At 70.3% G+C, this 14931-nt stretch carries 13 protein-coding genes; 4 read left to right on the top strand and 9 right to left on the bottom strand.

The features are described 5' to 3' along the window. Positions 1-1415 precede the first annotated feature (1415 nt). The 3 genes from ACFWB8_RS34895 (at position 1416) to ACFWB8_RS34885 (ending at position 3477) form a co-directional block, all read left to right on the top strand. Positions 1416-2054 (top strand): hypothetical protein, encoded by a 639-nt coding sequence (locus ACFWB8_RS34895; RefSeq protein ID WP_365928756.1) that lies wholly within the window; start codon positions 1416-1418, stop codon positions 2052-2054. Next, positions 2051-2524, top strand: a complete 474-nt coding sequence (locus ACFWB8_RS34890; protein ID WP_377779077.1) for a hypothetical protein — start codon at positions 2051-2053, stop codon at positions 2522-2524. The genes ACFWB8_RS34895 and ACFWB8_RS34890 overlap by 4 nt, the downstream gene beginning before the upstream one ends. Positions 2525-2835: 311 nt before the next feature. After that, positions 2836-3477, top strand: a complete 642-nt coding sequence (locus ACFWB8_RS34885) for a ScbR family autoregulator-binding transcription factor (protein WP_377779076.1) — start codon at positions 2836-2838, stop codon at positions 3475-3477. A gap of 28 nt (positions 3478-3505) precedes the next feature. On the opposite strand, the gene ACFWB8_RS34880 is transcribed toward ACFWB8_RS34885, so the two are convergent. The 8 genes from ACFWB8_RS34880 to ACFWB8_RS34845 form a co-directional block, all read right to left on the bottom strand. Further along, positions 3506-4162, bottom strand: a complete 657-nt coding sequence (locus ACFWB8_RS34880) for a carboxymuconolactone decarboxylase family protein (RefSeq protein ID WP_377779075.1) — start codon at positions 4160-4162, stop codon at positions 3506-3508. A 167-nt stretch (positions 4163-4329) separates the two neighbouring features. Continuing rightward, a complete protein-coding gene (locus tag ACFWB8_RS34875) occupies positions 4330-5115 on the bottom strand; it encodes a response regulator transcription factor (RefSeq protein WP_377779074.1) in 786 nt (261 codons plus the stop codon). Positions 5116-5265: 150 nt separating this feature from the next. Next, positions 5266-5667 carry a GNAT family N-acetyltransferase gene (locus ACFWB8_RS34870; RefSeq protein ID WP_377779073.1) on the bottom strand — a complete coding sequence of 134 codons (402 nt, stop codon included), beginning with the start codon at positions 5665-5667 and terminating at the stop codon, positions 5266-5268. Beyond that, positions 5651-6937, bottom strand: coding sequence for an adenylosuccinate lyase (gene purB, locus ACFWB8_RS34865; protein ID WP_377779072.1), 1287 nt, complete (start codon positions 6935-6937; stop codon positions 5651-5653). The genes ACFWB8_RS34870 and purB overlap by 17 nt, the downstream gene beginning before the upstream one ends. A gap of 37 nt (positions 6938-6974) precedes the next feature. Continuing rightward, complete coding sequence (locus ACFWB8_RS34860) at positions 6975-8495, bottom strand: glutamine synthetase family protein (RefSeq protein WP_377779071.1); 1521 nt, start codon at positions 8493-8495, stop codon at positions 6975-6977. 17 nt (positions 8496-8512) lie between these two features. Next, positions 8513-9886: an amidase gene (locus ACFWB8_RS34855; RefSeq protein WP_377779070.1), complete on the bottom strand. Its 1374-nt coding sequence runs from the start codon at positions 9884-9886 to the stop codon at positions 8513-8515. A 79-nt stretch (positions 9887-9965) separates the two neighbouring features. Next, the gene (locus tag ACFWB8_RS34850) at positions 9966-11903 is read right to left on the bottom strand and encodes a hypothetical protein (RefSeq protein ID WP_385236618.1); all 1938 of its coding nucleotides are present in this window, start codon (positions 11901-11903) and stop codon (positions 9966-9968) included. Continuing rightward, on the bottom strand, positions 11900-12229 hold the full coding sequence (locus ACFWB8_RS34845; RefSeq protein ID WP_385236615.1) for a 4Fe-4S dicluster-binding protein: 330 nt from the start codon (positions 12227-12229) through the stop codon (positions 11900-11902). The genes ACFWB8_RS34850 and ACFWB8_RS34845 overlap by 4 nt, the downstream gene beginning before the upstream one ends. A 371-nt stretch (positions 12230-12600) precedes the next feature. Between ACFWB8_RS34845 and ACFWB8_RS34840 the strand changes: the two genes are divergently transcribed. Continuing rightward, positions 12601-13323, top strand: coding sequence for a gamma-glutamyl-gamma-aminobutyrate hydrolase family protein (locus ACFWB8_RS34840; RefSeq protein ID WP_385236612.1), 723 nt, complete (start codon positions 12601-12603; stop codon positions 13321-13323). Between the two features lie 225 nt (positions 13324-13548). Here ACFWB8_RS34840 and ACFWB8_RS34835 read toward each other — a convergent pair whose 3' ends face one another. Then, on the bottom strand, positions 13549-14628 hold the full coding sequence (locus ACFWB8_RS34835; protein ID WP_385236609.1) for a ScyD/ScyE family protein: 1080 nt from the start codon (positions 14626-14628) through the stop codon (positions 13549-13551). Positions 14629-14931: the final 303 nt, after the last annotated feature.

The raw sequence follows: 14931 nt of genomic DNA, 5'->3' as shown, positions 1-14931 counted from the left end.
GGACCCCAGGCGCTGCGCGCCTGGGAGTGACACCCCTCGCTTCGCTCGGGGGGCCTTCGGCCCCTAGAGCCGCCCTTCGGGCGGGGGGTCTCCGCTTCGCTCCGACCCCAAAATCCCTCGCTGCGCTCGGAGGGAAGACTCCTCGCTTCGCTCGGAGGAAGCGCCTGCGGCGCCTAGAGCCCGCCTACGGCGGGGGGTCTCCGCTTCGCTCCGACCTCAAAACCCTTCGCTGGGCTCGGAAGGAAAACCCCTCGCTTCGCTCGGGGGCGCCTATGGCGCCTGGAGCCGGCCTACGGTGGGGGGGTCTCCGCTTCGCTCCGACCCCAAGACCCTCCTCGCTCGTGTTCCGAGGGCGGGGGTCTTCGGTTCGTTTCGACCGAAGGACTACGTCCGTTGCGAGGGAGCAGTCGGCTTTGACCGGGTGGGGCCGGCCTTTGGTTGATGGTTTTGCTTTGTTCCGACTGCAGACAGCTGCTTGGTCTTGTGGGGGTGAACGTGGGCAGGGGTTTTCTGTTGTGGGTTGAGGGTGGGGGGGTTGGTTTTGGTCTGATCTGTAACTGGGTCTGGTTTTACGGGAGTTGTTTTTTGCTGACTGTGGACTGGTGTGGCTTTTGTTCTGTTCGGTTTCGACTGGGTGGTTTCGTGGGGCTGTTCCAGGGGTGGGGCGCATGGTTTGGGCCAGGGGTTGAGGTGGGGGTGTTTGGGGGGTTGGGGAGGGGCTGGGAGTCGGTGCTGGTGTTTGTGCAGGTCAGGGGGTCGTCGGGGGTGGGTGTTAACGCCGTTAATGGTTGATGGAGAGGGGTGATTCAAAATTGGGTGCGGATAAAGACGGGAATCAGTCAGATTCCACGGGGGTGTAGCCATGGGGTCCAGTGATCCTGTAGCGGGGGCTGGGGGGGTGTGGGGGCGTCAGAAAGTGCGTCGGGCTGGGGGTTGGGGACGGTTTTGAGGGAGCGCAGCGGGGCGACCACCGGCCTATAGAAGGTACGGAGATGCGTTGTCGCAGGTCAGAGGGGGTTCGGGGGAAAAGATATGTCCCCTCAGAAGGGACATATCTCGGGGGTTGTGTCGCTCGTAGGGGGACACAACGAGCGCGAAACGTTGGTGAGGCTGACGTAAAATGGGCTAAAACGTCGGAGGGGCTGACGTTTTAGGGGAGATGTGTCGGTTAACTGGCGGTGGGGTGGGTGGGGTTGGTCGGTGGGGGTGGGGGAGGGTCTTGGAGAGGGGGTGGCTGAGATGTGTCCCCCCTGGGGGGACACAAGACACGCCGAACGTCAACGAGCGTGACACTTGTGTCACCCTTGTTGACATACTGATCTCCGCAGATCAACGAAGTGGAGAGCAGCCTCGTGTCATCAGAGCCACAGCGCCGACGGGGAAGTCCGGTAGGGACGCCGCGTCCCGATCTGCCGGTGGATGATGCGATCTCCGCGTGGAGTCAGCCGCTGGCTCCGGTCAAGGACCTCGACAGCCTGGCGAAGCGGTACCCGACGCGGAAGCTGACCCTGGACGGGGAACGCAAGCCGCTGGAGTTCTACGGGACCGAGAACCAGCCGAATGCGTTCTCCATGGACAGCCTCGAGTTCTTCCTGGTGATCGCCCAGTACTTCCGGGAAGCCCTGCCCCTGCGGCTGATCCTGCTGCTCATCGCCTGTCAGCGAGCGGGGGGGCGGATTCCGCTCACGCAGGAGGAGATGGCTACCATCCTGGATGTCAGCCGGACGAAGACCTCGGAAGCGCTGCACACGGTGATGTCTCATGGGATCGTCTTCAAGGTGCGGCGGGGTGTGTATCAGTTCAACCCGCCCTACAGTTATCGGGTAGCGGAGTTCATCCCGGGTACTGAGATGACGGGTGAGTTCGTGAAGGTGGAGCAGCACAGCACCATTTCGCAGATTCGTGGTGACACGAACCTGCCGGACCTGGTGCGCTTCCCTTCGTTGGACCACATGCGGCAGGCCATCGCGGAACTGCGGGCAGAACGGGCAAGAGAGCGCGCTTCGCGTCGGCTGAGCCGGGTGAAGCGCAGGGAAGAAGGGACAGCTCAGTGAGCACCTTGCGATTCGCTGCGGTCAACGCCGATGGGCTTCTCTCCGACCTCGACCTGCCGCCGGCTGCCTACCGGGTGCTGCTGAAGCTGCGTTCGCTGAGCGAGCCGGGGGGCCGGATCCTGATCGACCAGGCGACGGTCGGCGGGCTGCTGGATCTGAGCCGGCCGAGTGTGAACGCCGCGCTGCGGAGCCTGGAGCTCGCCAAGCTGGTGAGGAAGATCCGAAATGGTGTTTATCAGATCAACCCCATGCTGGCCGGGTACAACTCGTTCGAGGACGCCGTCGCGGCCGTGAACGAGATGTCCTCGGACGAGCGGTTGGACGCCCGGGGGTATGTCGACAGCTACCACCGGGCGGTGGCGGCGTATCAGGACCAGCTCGCCGAGCAGCGCAAGAAGCGGGCGGCTCAGGCGGCGGCGAAGAAGGCTGCGGAGTCGAAGCGGCGTAGGGCGTTGCATGCCGTGGGGTGAGCGTGGGCGCTAGGAGGGCTTCTGAGGGGTACTCGGGGGCTTGGGAGGGCCTCGGGGATACCCCGGGGCCCTTTTTGGTTTTGAGGGGCTTGGGAGGGCGGGTGGCTCGTCTGTCACAAATGCCCGACGCGATACGTCATGGGGCTGTCGTCAGTCCCGCAGTGACGTGAGCGGAGGTGGTGAGTCGTGCAGTCCGTCCTGGGCCCGCGCCATCCAGCCGTTCTCCACCGGAACTGGGGACGGTGCGGGGATCATGAAAATGGAAGTATGTGCCCCTTTGGCAAACCGTGTTCGCGGTTTGTGGAGACTTCATGGTGAAGCAGGAGCGTGCCGCCCGCACGCGTGAAACGCTCGTCCGTGCCGCAGCCGAGGTGTTCGCCGAGGAAGGCTTCGTCACCGCCTCCATCGCCACGATCGCCAAACGGGCCGGCGTCAGCGCGGGCGGACTGCACTTTCATTTCGGGAGCAAGCCCTTGCTGGCCGAGGCCGTGGAGGGGCGGGCCGCGGAGGCGGTGCGCCGGATCACCTCGGGCCGCCGGCGGCAGGCCGACCGGGACGCGCTGCAAGTGATGGTGGACTCCACGCACGACCTGGCGGCCCTGTTGTCCCAGGACCCGGTCGTACGGGCGGGGTTCGGGCTCTGCGCGGACCTGGCCCGGGACAGCGTCACGGACCTGCGGGGGCAGTGGCGGTGCTGGATCGAGGAGGTCTTCGAGGCCGCGGCGCGGGAGAACCGGCTGGCCGCCGGGGTCGAGCCGGATCACGCGGCGCACGCGGTGGTCGCGGCGACCGTGGGGTTCGAGGTGCTCGGGGCGGCCGAGCCGGGGTGGGTGTCGCGGGGGGTCGTGACGGACTTCTGGGAGCTGCTGTTGCCGAGGCTGGCGGCGCCGGAGGAGTTGGGGCGGCTCACTGCCGGGGGTGGGGGAACAAGCCCGTACGGGTGTGGCGCGTAGGGCTGTTCCCCGGGTGGGCGGGAGCGGGCTACCAGCCGAGCCGCGGGACCGCGCGGCGGGCGGGGCCGGGGCGGGGCTGGGTCCAGGGGGCCGGGGTGGCGGGAGCGACCGGGCGCGGCGGGCGGGCTGGGGTCCAACGGGGGGCCTTGGTCCGGGCGCTGTCCTGGGGGTTCGCCTGGACGTCCGCTTGGTCGTCCGCTTGGTCGTCCGTCCGACGGGGGGCCGGGGGCCTCGGGGCGGCCGCCGTGGCGGGGTGGAAGCGGTGCCAGGCGTCGCTCGTGGTGACGGTGGCGAAGAGGGCGGCGAGGGCGCGTTCGCCGTAGTGGCGGGAGGCCTCGGCCCAGACCTCGTCCGGTACGCGGTCTTCCATCGCGTCGCCGGCGGCCTGCGTGACGGCCTCGGTGAGGGAGAGGGCGGCGCGCTCGGCGTCGGTGAAGCAGGCCGGGTCGGAGTTGCGCCAGTCCGCCACGGAGCCGAGGCGTTCGTTGGTCTCGCCCTTGCGCTTGAGGGCGCGGCCGTGCATGCGGGTGCAGGCGGCGCAGCCGATGAGCTGGCTGGCGCGCAGGTGTACGAGGCACTGCGTGGCGGGCGAGACGCCGGCGATGGCCGCGGATGCGGCGAGCGCAGCGAGTGCCTTGGTCGCACCCGGGGCGATGATTGCCGGACCAACCAGTCGTGTCTGCATGGCTGTCCTCCTCAGAGCCGTACAGAGCGCCGTCGCCGCACGGGGGTGAGGGGCGGTCGGTGTCTGTCACAGGTATGACGGAGGGGGTGAGGAAAACGTGACCGGGTGGTGGCATCGGAATGTTCTTTTTTGGTCGCGGCTCACGGCCGGCGTTCGCCGGCCCCGGGTCAGGGGTGACCGATTTTGAAGCCCACTCCGCGGATGGTGATGATCCAGGAGTTGGCGCCCAGCTTGCCGCGGAGGCTGCTGACGTGGGTGTCCACCGTGCGGCGGGACCAGGAGTCGCCCCAGACCTGTTGGAGCAGGCGTTTGCGGGAGACGACCGTTTCGGGGTGGGAGGCGAGGAGGAGCAGGAGGTCGAACTCCTTGCGGGTCAGTTTGACCTCGTCGCCGGCGAGGGTGACCTCGCGGGAGTTGACGTCGATGCGCAGGGGGCCGTGTTCGACGGCCGTGGTCGTGGGGGCCGGCTGCCATTGGGAGCGGCGCATGACGGCTTCGATGCGGGCCATCAGTTCGCGGAAGCCGTAGGGGCGGACCACGTAGTCGTCGGCGCCGGCCTGTAGGCCGAGGACGCAGTCGAGTTCGGAGCCGCGGGAGGTCACGATGATGAGCGGGACGCGGCTGGTGGAGCGGATGACGCGGCAGACCTCCAGGCCGTCGAGGTCGGGGAGGTCGAGGTCGAGGAGGACCAGGTCGACGTCCTCGTGGACGCGCAGGGCCGCGGCGCCCTTCTGTGCGCAGACGGGTTCGTGACCCTGTCGGCGCAGTCGTTCGACGAGGGGGTCCGTGCCGTCGGCGGCGCCGTCGACGACAAGGATCCGCAGGTGGCCGCACGGGCCGGCCGCGCGGGGCCCGGGCCCGGTCGGGTGTTCTTCGACCGGGTGGGGCTCCGCGTGGCCGTGCGGCGCCGGTATGTGGGGCTCCAGAAGGGCCCCTGAGGAAATCTGGTTCATTACTCCCCCGCGACTCACGCATCCCACGGCGACACGTCCGTGGGAGCTCGTGCTGGGCTCGCCGGAAAACCTACCGAGCGGTGCCGGTGAACTGAAGTGGACTGGGGCGGTGCTCGAACGGCTTTCCGGTGGGCTGCGAGCCTGCTGCCGCTACGGGTTGAGGACCCAGGCCGATCCGTGCTGGGTGAAGCCGATGTGGGGGTAGTACTCGGTGGCCGCCGGGGCCGACAGGAGCACGATCTTGACTCCCGGGGTCTCCTTCTGGGTCGCCTCGATCAGCGCGCGGCCGATGCCGCCGCGCTGGTAGGTCCGGTCGACGGCGATGTCGGAGAGGTACGTGACGTAGCTGAAGTCGGTGATGCTGCGGGCGATGCCGATGAGCTTGTCGCCGTCGCGGGCGACGAGGACGAGGTTGGCGTTGTCCAGCATGACGCGGAACCGCTCGGTGTCCGCGATGGGGCGGCGCTCGCCGAGGCCGGAGGCGCGGTACACCTCGAGGACCTCTTCGAGGTCCAGGGAAGCGCCCTCGACGCGCTCAATCTTCCAGTTCACGGAGCTGCTCCAATCGGTTGCGGATGACGCCATGGTTGCGCAGGAACCGGTCCGGGGTGAGCGTGCCCAGATCGATGCCTTCTTTGGCCAGTGTGCTACTGAAGTGCTCGCCGGACGCGATGGTGCTGTTGGCGGCGGCCTGGACGGCCCGGTAGGCCTTCTCGCGTTCCATGCCGCCCTGCAGGAGGTCGGCGAGGACGGCGGAGCTGTAGACGAGGCCGTCGGTCTGGTCGATGTGCTCGGCCATGCGGTCGGGGAAGACGGCGAGGTTCTCCACGAGCTCGGTCGCCTTCGTCGCCTGGAAGTGGCCGACGGAGAGGCTGTCGGGCAGGATGACCCGCTCGACGGACTGGTGGGCCAGGTCGCGCTCGTGCCAGAGGGCGACGTTCTCCACGGCCGAGTTCGCGTAGCCGCGCAGCAAGCGGGCGAGGCCGTTGAGGCGTTCGCTGGTGGTGGGGTTGCGCTTGTGGGGCATGGCGCTGGAGCCCTGGTAGGCGCTGGTGCGGCGTTCCTCGACCTCGCGTACCTCGGTGCGCTGCAGGAGGCGCAGTTCGAGGGCGAGGTGTTCGACGCAGGCGCCGAGGGCGGCGACGGCCTGGAGGAGCTGGGCGTGCCGGTCGCGGGCCACGACCTGGCTGGGCGAGGGTTCGACGCCGAGGCCGAGCGCCTGGCACACGTAGCCTTCGACGTACGGGTCGATGAGCGCGTACGTGCCGACCGATCCGGAGATGGTGCCGACGGCGACCGCTTCGCGGGCGGCCGCGAGGCGGGTCAGGGAGCGGTCGACGGCGAAGGCGAAGCCGGCGAGCTTGTGGCCGAAGGTGGTGGGTTCGGCGTGGACGCCGTGGGTGCGCCCGATGATCGGGGTGTCCCAGTGTTCGGCGGCCCGCTCGGCCAGGACGCGGCGCAGCCGCCGGGCGGCCGCGGTGAGCAGGTCGGTCGCGCGGGCCAGGGTGTGGCCGAGCGAGGTGTCGACCAGGTCGTAGCTGGTCATGCCGAGGTGGACCCAGCGGGCGGACTCGTCGGGGATGCCCTCGCAGTACGCCGCGAGGAAGGAGAGGACCTCGTGGTCGCGTTCCTTTTCGATCTCGGCGACGCGCGCCGCGTCCGGGACCTTGGCCCGGCGCATGTCCTCGACGGCGTCCTCGGGGACGAGGCCGAGCTTGGCCTGGGCTTCGGAGGCGAGGATCTCGACCCGTACCCAGGTCTCGTAGCGCGACTGGTCCGCCCAGAGGGTGGCCATCTCGGGCAGGGTGTAGCGGGGAATCATCGATGCTCTGCTTTCGTCGGAGGGGGACGGCGCGCGGTCAGAAGTTCTCGAAGTACTCGCGCTGTTCCCATTCCGTGGTGGCCGTGCCGGTGGGCAGGGCTTCGGCGGCCCAGGCCTCGTACCGGGCGGCCTCGCTCTCCTTGAGCTTGATCAGACAGGCGGCGAGCGGCTTGCCGAGCAGGTCGGCGGCGGGGCCGGAGCGGAACGCCTCCAGGGCCTCGGGCAGGGACTGCGGCAGGGTCTCGGCGCGGGCGTCGGGGGCGGAGCCGACGCGGACGGGCTCGGTGGTGCCGGGGAATCCGGTGAGCCCTTCGAGGCCGGCGTGCAGCTGGGCGGCGATGTTGAGGTAGGGGTTGGCGCAGGGCTCGCCGACCCGGTTCTCGATGTGGGTGGAGCTGCCGCCGCCGACGACGCGGATCATCGCGCCGCGGTCCTCGAAGCTCCAGCCGATGCGGGTCGGGGAGAGCGAGTGCTCGGCGCCCAGGCGGCGGTAGCCGTTGACGGTGGGGACCGAGAGCAGGCAGTAGGCGCGGGCGCGGTCCATCAGGCCTTCGGCGTACGACTTGCCCTCGGTGGAGATGCCGGCCGCGATGCCGTCGGCGGCGAAGATGTTGCGGCCCGTGGTGTTGTCGATGACGGACTGGTTCAGGTGCCAGCCGCTCGGGTCGAAGCTGGCGACGCGGGGCAGCGACATGAACGAGGCGTGGTAGCCGCGGCGCGCGCAGGACTGCTTGACGTAGGTGCGGAAGAAAAGCATCGCGTCGGCGGTGTCGAGCGCGGTCATGGGGCTGAAGGTCGTCTCGATCTGGCCGGGGCCCGATTCGTGCTCCATCGAGCGCAGCGGCAGGCCGAGGGCGACCAGGTCTATGGCGATGGGGTTGGTGATCGCGGCCACGGAGGCGTACGCGGTGTCGCCGTTGAACTGGTAGCCGGAGTCGACGGCTTCCACGGCGGGGGCCGGGCCCTGCAGGCCGAAGCCGTTGCCGACGTTGCCGGCCGTGGTGTCGAGGCGGCGGGTGAGGTACCACTCCGCTTCGAGGCCGACGATGGGGGTGAGGTCGCGCTCGGTGTACCGGGCGGCGATCTTCTTCAGGACGTGCCGGGTGGACAGCGGGTGGGGGGTGCCGTCGCGCAGGTACTCGTCGCCCAGGATCCAGGCGGTGCGCGGCCCGTCGCCGGGCAGGACCTGGAAGGTGAGCGGGTCGGGGACGAGGACGAAGTTGCCCGCGCCGGTGATCTCGGAGACGCCGATGCCCGGATCGCCGGACTGGAAGTCGACGGCGACGGCGTGGCCGGTGTCGAAGATGAACGGGCCGGGGCTGAAGTCCATGCCGTTGCGCAGGACGCCCTGGAAGGCCTGGGAGGTCAGCGTCTTGGAGCGGGCGAGCCCGTGGGGGTCGCAGAAGGCGACGCGTACGAGGTCGATGTCGTGCAGGCCGGCTTCGATCTGCTCGGCGGCGGCGGTCTGCTCGTCGTTCCAGAGGCCGAATTCGGCGACGAACGACGAGCGGCCGACGCCGCCTTCCCCGTACGGGCGAGACCACGAGCGTGCATACATGGGCTACCGCACTCCTTCTATGACACACGATCCGGTATATCGGGCAAGGGCCCGAGCTCGGCCTCGATCCGCAGCGCGGTGGAGAGCACGAGGTCGTCGGCGCCCACGGGCCCGACGAGCTGCAGGCCCACCGGGAGCCCGGCACGGGTGAGTCCGGCCGGCAGGGAGACCGCCGGCTGACCGGTCATATTGAAGGGGTACGAAGCTGGGGCCCAGTCGAGCCACAGTAGATCCCTGGGATCGGCTGCCCAGGAAGGTCCGATGGCGTCGGCGGAGAACGGTTCGATGGGGACGGTGGCCATGACGAGCAGGTCGAAGCGGTCCATCACCGAGCGCAGGGTGGAGCGCAGTTCGTGGCGCACTCCTTCGGCGCGCATCACGGCGGCGCCGCTGAGGGTGCGGCCGTAGCGGACGATCTCGAGCCGGCCCTGGTCGACCCACTCGTCGTTCTCGGGGTCGGTGCCGGCGGCCTCGGTGGCCGCGACGATGTCGACGAGGGCGGGGTAGAGGCCGCCGCAGCGGACCTCGACGCGCTGGACGTGGTGTCCCTGCGCGGTGAGCACCGGCCAGGCCTGTTCGGTGATGCGGCGGATCTCTTCGGTGGTGCCGGGGTATTCGACCCAGCCGATGCGCAGGGACCGGCCTTCGCGCCGGGCGTCGAGGGAGCCGAGGCCGGAGTCGGGGTCAAGCCGGTCGGGTCCGGCGAGTACGGCGGCCAGTTCGATGACGTCGGGGACGTTCTTGGCGATGGGCCCGAGGTGGGCGAGGCGTTCGGCGCCGGAGGGCACGTAGGGGACCCGGCCGAAGGAGGGCTTGTAGCCGACGGTGCCGCAGAAGGCGGACGGGATCCGGATCGATCCGGCGCCGTCGGTGCCGAGGGCGCCGGCGCACATGCCGGCCGCGACGGCGGCGGCGGCTCCTCCGCTGGAGCCGCCGGCGGTGAGGCCGAGGTCGCGGGGGTTGCGGGTGGGCGGGGCGACCCGGCAGACGGTGCTGGCGCTCCAGCCGTACTCGGACGTGGTGGTCTTGCCGACGATGATGGCGCCGGCGGCGCGCAGCCGGGCCACGGCCGGGGTGTCGGCCTGGGCGCGGCCGTTGGGCAGCAGGGATCCGCGGGTGGTGGGCAGGTCGGAGGTCTGGATGAGGTCCTTGACGGACACGGTCACCCCCAGCAGGGGGCGGTCCTGCCAGGCCGCCGTGCCGAGCTCGCGGATGCGGGCGTCGGCTGCCTCGGCGGCCTGGAGGGCCTCTTCACCGGCGACGGAGACGTAGGCTCCGAGCTCGCCGTCGTGCTTGTGGATCCGGCTCAGGACCGATTGGACGTGCTCGAGGACGGAGACGTCTCGCAGGCGGAGGATCTCCTTGGTTTCGCCAACGCCGATAGAGGTCAACGGATCTCCTAGAGGGAACGGCCGATGGGTTGAGCCGGGGCCGGGCCGGGGCAGGGTGCCGGGCGGGGCCCGGCTGAGCTCAGGCCACCTGGTCCGAGGTGTCGGACTCTTCGGATGCGTCGGGGGCGGCCGCCATGACGGTGTCCCAGTGCCACTGGGAGTCGAAGGAGGTGACCTCGATGTCGGCGCCGGCGGCGGCGAGGCCCGCGGCGAGGCTGGACGCCTTGGCGATGAACTCCGAGGTGCGGTGGGCGGCGAGCATGTCCTGGGTGCTGAAGGGCGCGCCCTCGCAGCGCAGCAGCCGAAGGTCCATGAACCCGTTGAACTTGCGGTCCAGCACCTCCACCGCGTGCGGGCTGCGGACCGTGAAGCGGACCATGTTGTTGACGTGGCCGTGGTGGTGCTGGTCGGAGTAGAACGCGATGTCGGGGATGGTGGGCGGGACGAAGTGGTCGCGCGCCTCGATCTCGGACGTCTTGGGGAGGTTGCCGGCGATGAAGTGCCAGGAGTTGTACTGCATCCGCGAGGACATGGCCCAGGCGGTGTCGGCGAGGCGGGCGCTGGAGTCCGCGAAGTAGGTACGGGCCTCGGCGCGCGGGACGACGCAGCAGAAGAACTCGGTGATGCCCCAGTCGACGATCTCGGCCCAGCTCTCGCCGCGCAGCGCCTCGATGAGGCGGGGCAGCGAGCGCAGGCCGCGGCTCATGGAGAAGTCGGCGTCGAAGGCGTCGGTGGCGGCGGCGACGGCCTCGTAGACGAGGGATTCCAGTCCGGTGCCGAACTGGCCGTGGGGCTCGGCGAGCCACTGCGGGGCTGCGGCGAGGGCGTCGCCGAGCTCGTCGAGGTCGGCGCCGGCCAGCGGCAGGCGGGCGGTGAGGCGGGCGGTGACGGCGGCCTCGCGGGCGCGGGCCTCGTCCCCGTAGGGCTCGGCGACCCGCTCGATCTTGTGGACGAGCGCGCCGTGGATCTCGCGGTAGAGCTGGGCGTCGGCCAGGACGCCCTTGCGGCGCTCGAACAGGGCGCGGGCCAGGGTGTCGAGGTCCGCGACGCTGGCCGTGGCGGGGCGCGCGACCTCTTCGCCGCCGGGTACGTCGTTGTAGTGGCGGCGGTTCTGCTCCAGCTGGTACGCGACGTGCTCCAAGGACAGCTGCGTGCCGTTGGCCTCCTCGATGCGCGCGTATCCGGCGGAGCGGATGAGGAGGGTGAGGCAGGTGACCATCACGGCGTCGCTGTCGGGCCACAGTTCCAGCGGCAGGCCCTGCAGGGCGCTCAGGAAGCAGTCGGGGTGGCCGGGCCACAGCGTCTTGCCGGTGACGGTGTTGCCATCGCGGAAGTTCGTGTACTGGCGGTCCTCCTGGTAGAGCATGAAGGGGGCGGTGCGCTGGGCGGCCTCCTTCAGGGCCTCCAGGGCCTCGTCGCGGCCCTGCGGGCCCAGGGACCGCAGCCAGTCGCGGCAGTCGGCGACCGACTGGGCGAAGCGGTCGGCGGCGCGGCTGATCTCGGCGTGGTAGTCGGCGACGGCGCGGGCCGACCACGGTACGCGCAGGACGCCGGCGACGAGCTTGGCGGTGACCGACAACGGGGACTGGCCGGGGACGCGGACCACGATGCGGCCGCTTGTGGTCAGTCCTATCTCGCCGAGGAACACCGGCTCGCCGGCGGCGGCTTCCGGGGCGCCCTGGTACTCGTACGGGTCGTCCTCGCGCCAGGTCACCGCGCACAGCACCTTGAGCGCGACCTCGTCGGCGGTGCGCAGGGCGCGCAGTTGGACGTCGGCGGGGACGAAGCCGTCGAGGGAGGCGAGGATGCCGACGGCGGTGGTGAGGTCGGGTGCCTCGGCGGCCTGCTGCCAGACCCGCTGGAGGAGTCCGGGGAAGCCCGCGTCCGGCTCGCCGACGCGGTCCGGCTTGACGGTGCCGCCGGCGGGCAGGCCGAGGCGGCTGGGGCGGCGGCTCTGCCGCTTCTTGGCGTTGAGGGCCCGGCGGGAGGTGCCGGAGCGGTCGGGGAGCGCGCTCACGCGGTGCCTCCGGCGGTCAGCTCGATGTGGTTCCACATCGACTCGTCGGTCGGGGTCCAGTCCTCGTCCACGTAGATGCAGTCGACGGGGCACTCGAGGACGCATACGGGGCAGCCGGAGCACAGTTCGGGGATGATCACGACGTCGATGCCGCGGTCGAAGATCGCCCCGAACTCGGCGGGGCAGGCGCGCAGGCAGGTGTCGCAGGTGATGCATTCGGACTTCTCGATGCGGCGCGGCGGCTTCTTCCATTCGCTGCGCGATCTCGAGGCGATCCGCTCCGCCCGCCCGGACGCCTCCGTCGGGGTGTCGCTTACCTTGAGCATGAGGTGCTCTCCTTCTGGCCTCTTCGCAAGTACCCGCGTATGAGCGTGTGGTGCAGTGCCGATCCTGCAGGAGGGGGATTCACCTTCCGCTCCGAAGGGGCTCCACAACCCGCCTACATTGCAGCGGGGTGCGGTGCACCGGTAGTCGAGGCGCCCAGGATGGGCGGTCGCATTCCACTTGAGGCGCGATGGGGCTATTGGGTTTACGGGGTTTGTTTCGCTGTCGGCTGCCGTGGATCGGGTGACTTTCCGTACTCGGGGCGGGCACCATGTCTGGACCTGGGAGGGCTGTTTCCGCGCCCCAATTCCCGACTCGCCCGGCTTCTTGCCCGGTTTTCGGAAGAAGCCGATGAGCAGAAGGACGACTTGCGATGAATCGACCAGTAGTGGCGTTGACCGCCGCATCGGCTTCGATCCAATGGAGCATCTGGGGTGAGGTGGAGTCCTGCCTGCTTCCCGTGACGTACCAGGAGAAGGTGGTGAGGGCGGGCGGCGCCCCGCTGCTCCTGCCGCCGATCGCTGACGCCGTCCGCCCGATCATGGAGCGGGTGGACGCGCTGCTGATGACCGGCGGAGAGGACGTGGATCCCGCCCTGTACGGGGAGGAGCCGGGGAAGTTCACGCGCGCCCCGGACAAGGTGCGCGAGGCCGCCGAACTCGCCGCGCTGGCCGTGGCGGAGGAACGCGGTATACCGGTGCTGGGCATCTGCCGGGGCCTCCAGCTGATGTCCGTCGTGCGCGGCGGCACCCTGGACCAGCACCTGCCCGAGCACTCGCCGCGGGTGCCGGGGAAGTACGACGCGCGGTCCGTCCGTGTGGAGCCCGGCTCGGTGCTCGGCTCCACGCTGGGGGCGAGCGCCACCGTGTACTGCCACCACCACCAGGGCATCGACAAGCTCGGCAGCGGGCTGGTGGCGACCGCTTGGTCCGCGGACGGGGTGATCGAGGGGGCGGAGGCGGAGGATCCTGCGGCGCCGTTCCTCGTCGGGCTGCAGGCGCACGGGGAGTTGGGCGAGGACACCGTCCCGCTCTTCGAGGCCTTCATCGAGGCGGCGCGGAGGGGCCCGCGGCGCGGGGGCGCTCCGCGGGGTTAGGCAGCGGGGTTCGGCGGGGCCGGCGGCGGGGCCGGCTGAGGGGCCGTGCGGCGCGCGGGGCCGGCGTTGGGGGCCGGCCGGGAGCGGCGTACGGACACGGCTTACGGACACGGCTTACGGACAGGGTGTCCGGCACGGCACACGGGGATGCGGGTGAGGTAACGGAACGGGCGACGGCCCGGTCATCGCGGTGGTGCGCGGTGGCCGGGCCGTCGGTGTGTGGCGTTACGGGCGGACGCGCAGCAGCTTGCTGTCGGCGTTGTTGCCGGCGACCACGTAGATCTGGCCCTGCGGGCCGACGTCGATGCCGGTCGGCTGGCTGAGCTGGCCGGCGGTCGGGACCTCGGTTATCTGCTTGGTGGAGAGGTTGACCTTGGACAGGCGGCCGGGCAGCGGCGGGCCCTGGACGAAGCCGTCCGTGAAGGACAGCGCGTACAGGTTGCCCTTGCCGTCCAGGGCGATGTCGACCAGCGTGTTCAGGCCGGTGACGAGGACCTCGGGCTGGCCGCCCGGCGCGATCTTCCAGATCTTGGCGTTGCCCGGGCGGGCGCCGCCGAAGTCGGAGACGTAGAGCGTGCCGTCAAAGGCCCGGACGAGGCCGGTGGGCACGGCCTCGGCCGGGCCGGTGGAGGTGTCGTTCTTGGGGAAGACGACCTTGGTGGTGGTGTTCCCGCCGCAGTCGGCGGCGACGAGGGTGTTGGCGCCCGAGTCGGTCGCCAGGTAGCCGTGGCCGTTGCTGACGAAGCGCCACGGGTTGGCGTGCACCTCGCCCTGGTCCGGGTTCAGCCGGGTCTCGTGGTCGGCCAGGTCGGCGAGGACCTTTCCGTCCCGGGTGCGGAAGAGGGTGCCCAGCGTGGCCCCGGCCGGGCCGAGCGCCGTACGGGTCTCGGTGGTGCCGCCCAGGCTGCTGAGGACCAGGTAGCCGCCGTCGGGGGCGGGTGCGACGGCGGTGGGGCCGCCGACCTCCTGGGCGCCGCCGGTGGCCGCCGAGCCGACGCCGGAGGAGGCCAGGCCGGTGACGACGCGGCCCTTGTGGCTGCCGTTGACCTGGTAGATGGCGCCGGTCGGGCCGGCGCAGTGGGTTTCCGCGGCGCAGTCCGTCTTGCCCTCGCCGGCTTCGGCGACCAGGATCCGGCCGTCCCGCAGCGCGGTGACGTCGCGGCCGTTGACCAGCCCGCTCGCGAGGACCTCGAGGGTGGCGGTGCCCTTGGCCTGGGCGGGGGTCGCGACGAGCGTGGCCGTGACGCCGGCCAGGGCCGCAGCGGTCAGGAGGGCGGTCCTCCAAGACCTGACTGAAGTCGACATGTCTCTCCTAGGTCGTGGGCGCCCCCGTCAAAGGAGCGATTCGAAATCCCGTGCCACGATAGGCAGTCGGGTTGGCCGGAATAACCCCTTGCCGGCTATGGGTGTACCGGGCTCCACCGGGCCTCCGGGGGGATTGCACCCAGAATCCACGAGAACTCGGGTTCCGGTGGCCCGACGGGAATCCCGGGGCCGGTTTCGGGTGTTTTCGCGAATTCCATTCCCGTCCGTTTCCCGAAGTGTTCGCGAGGAGTGCTCGAGTTTCTCCCGCACATGCGCGAGGGCCCTGCCGGGAGAATTCGGCAG

Origin of the sequence: Streptomyces sp. NPDC060031 (genome assembly GCF_042736805.1) — a bacterium.
Lineage (GTDB): Bacteria > Actinomycetota > Actinomycetes > Streptomycetales > Streptomycetaceae > Streptomyces.
The sequence above is the reverse complement of the archived record's forward strand: the minus strand, read 5'-3'. Positions and strand labels throughout refer to the sequence as shown.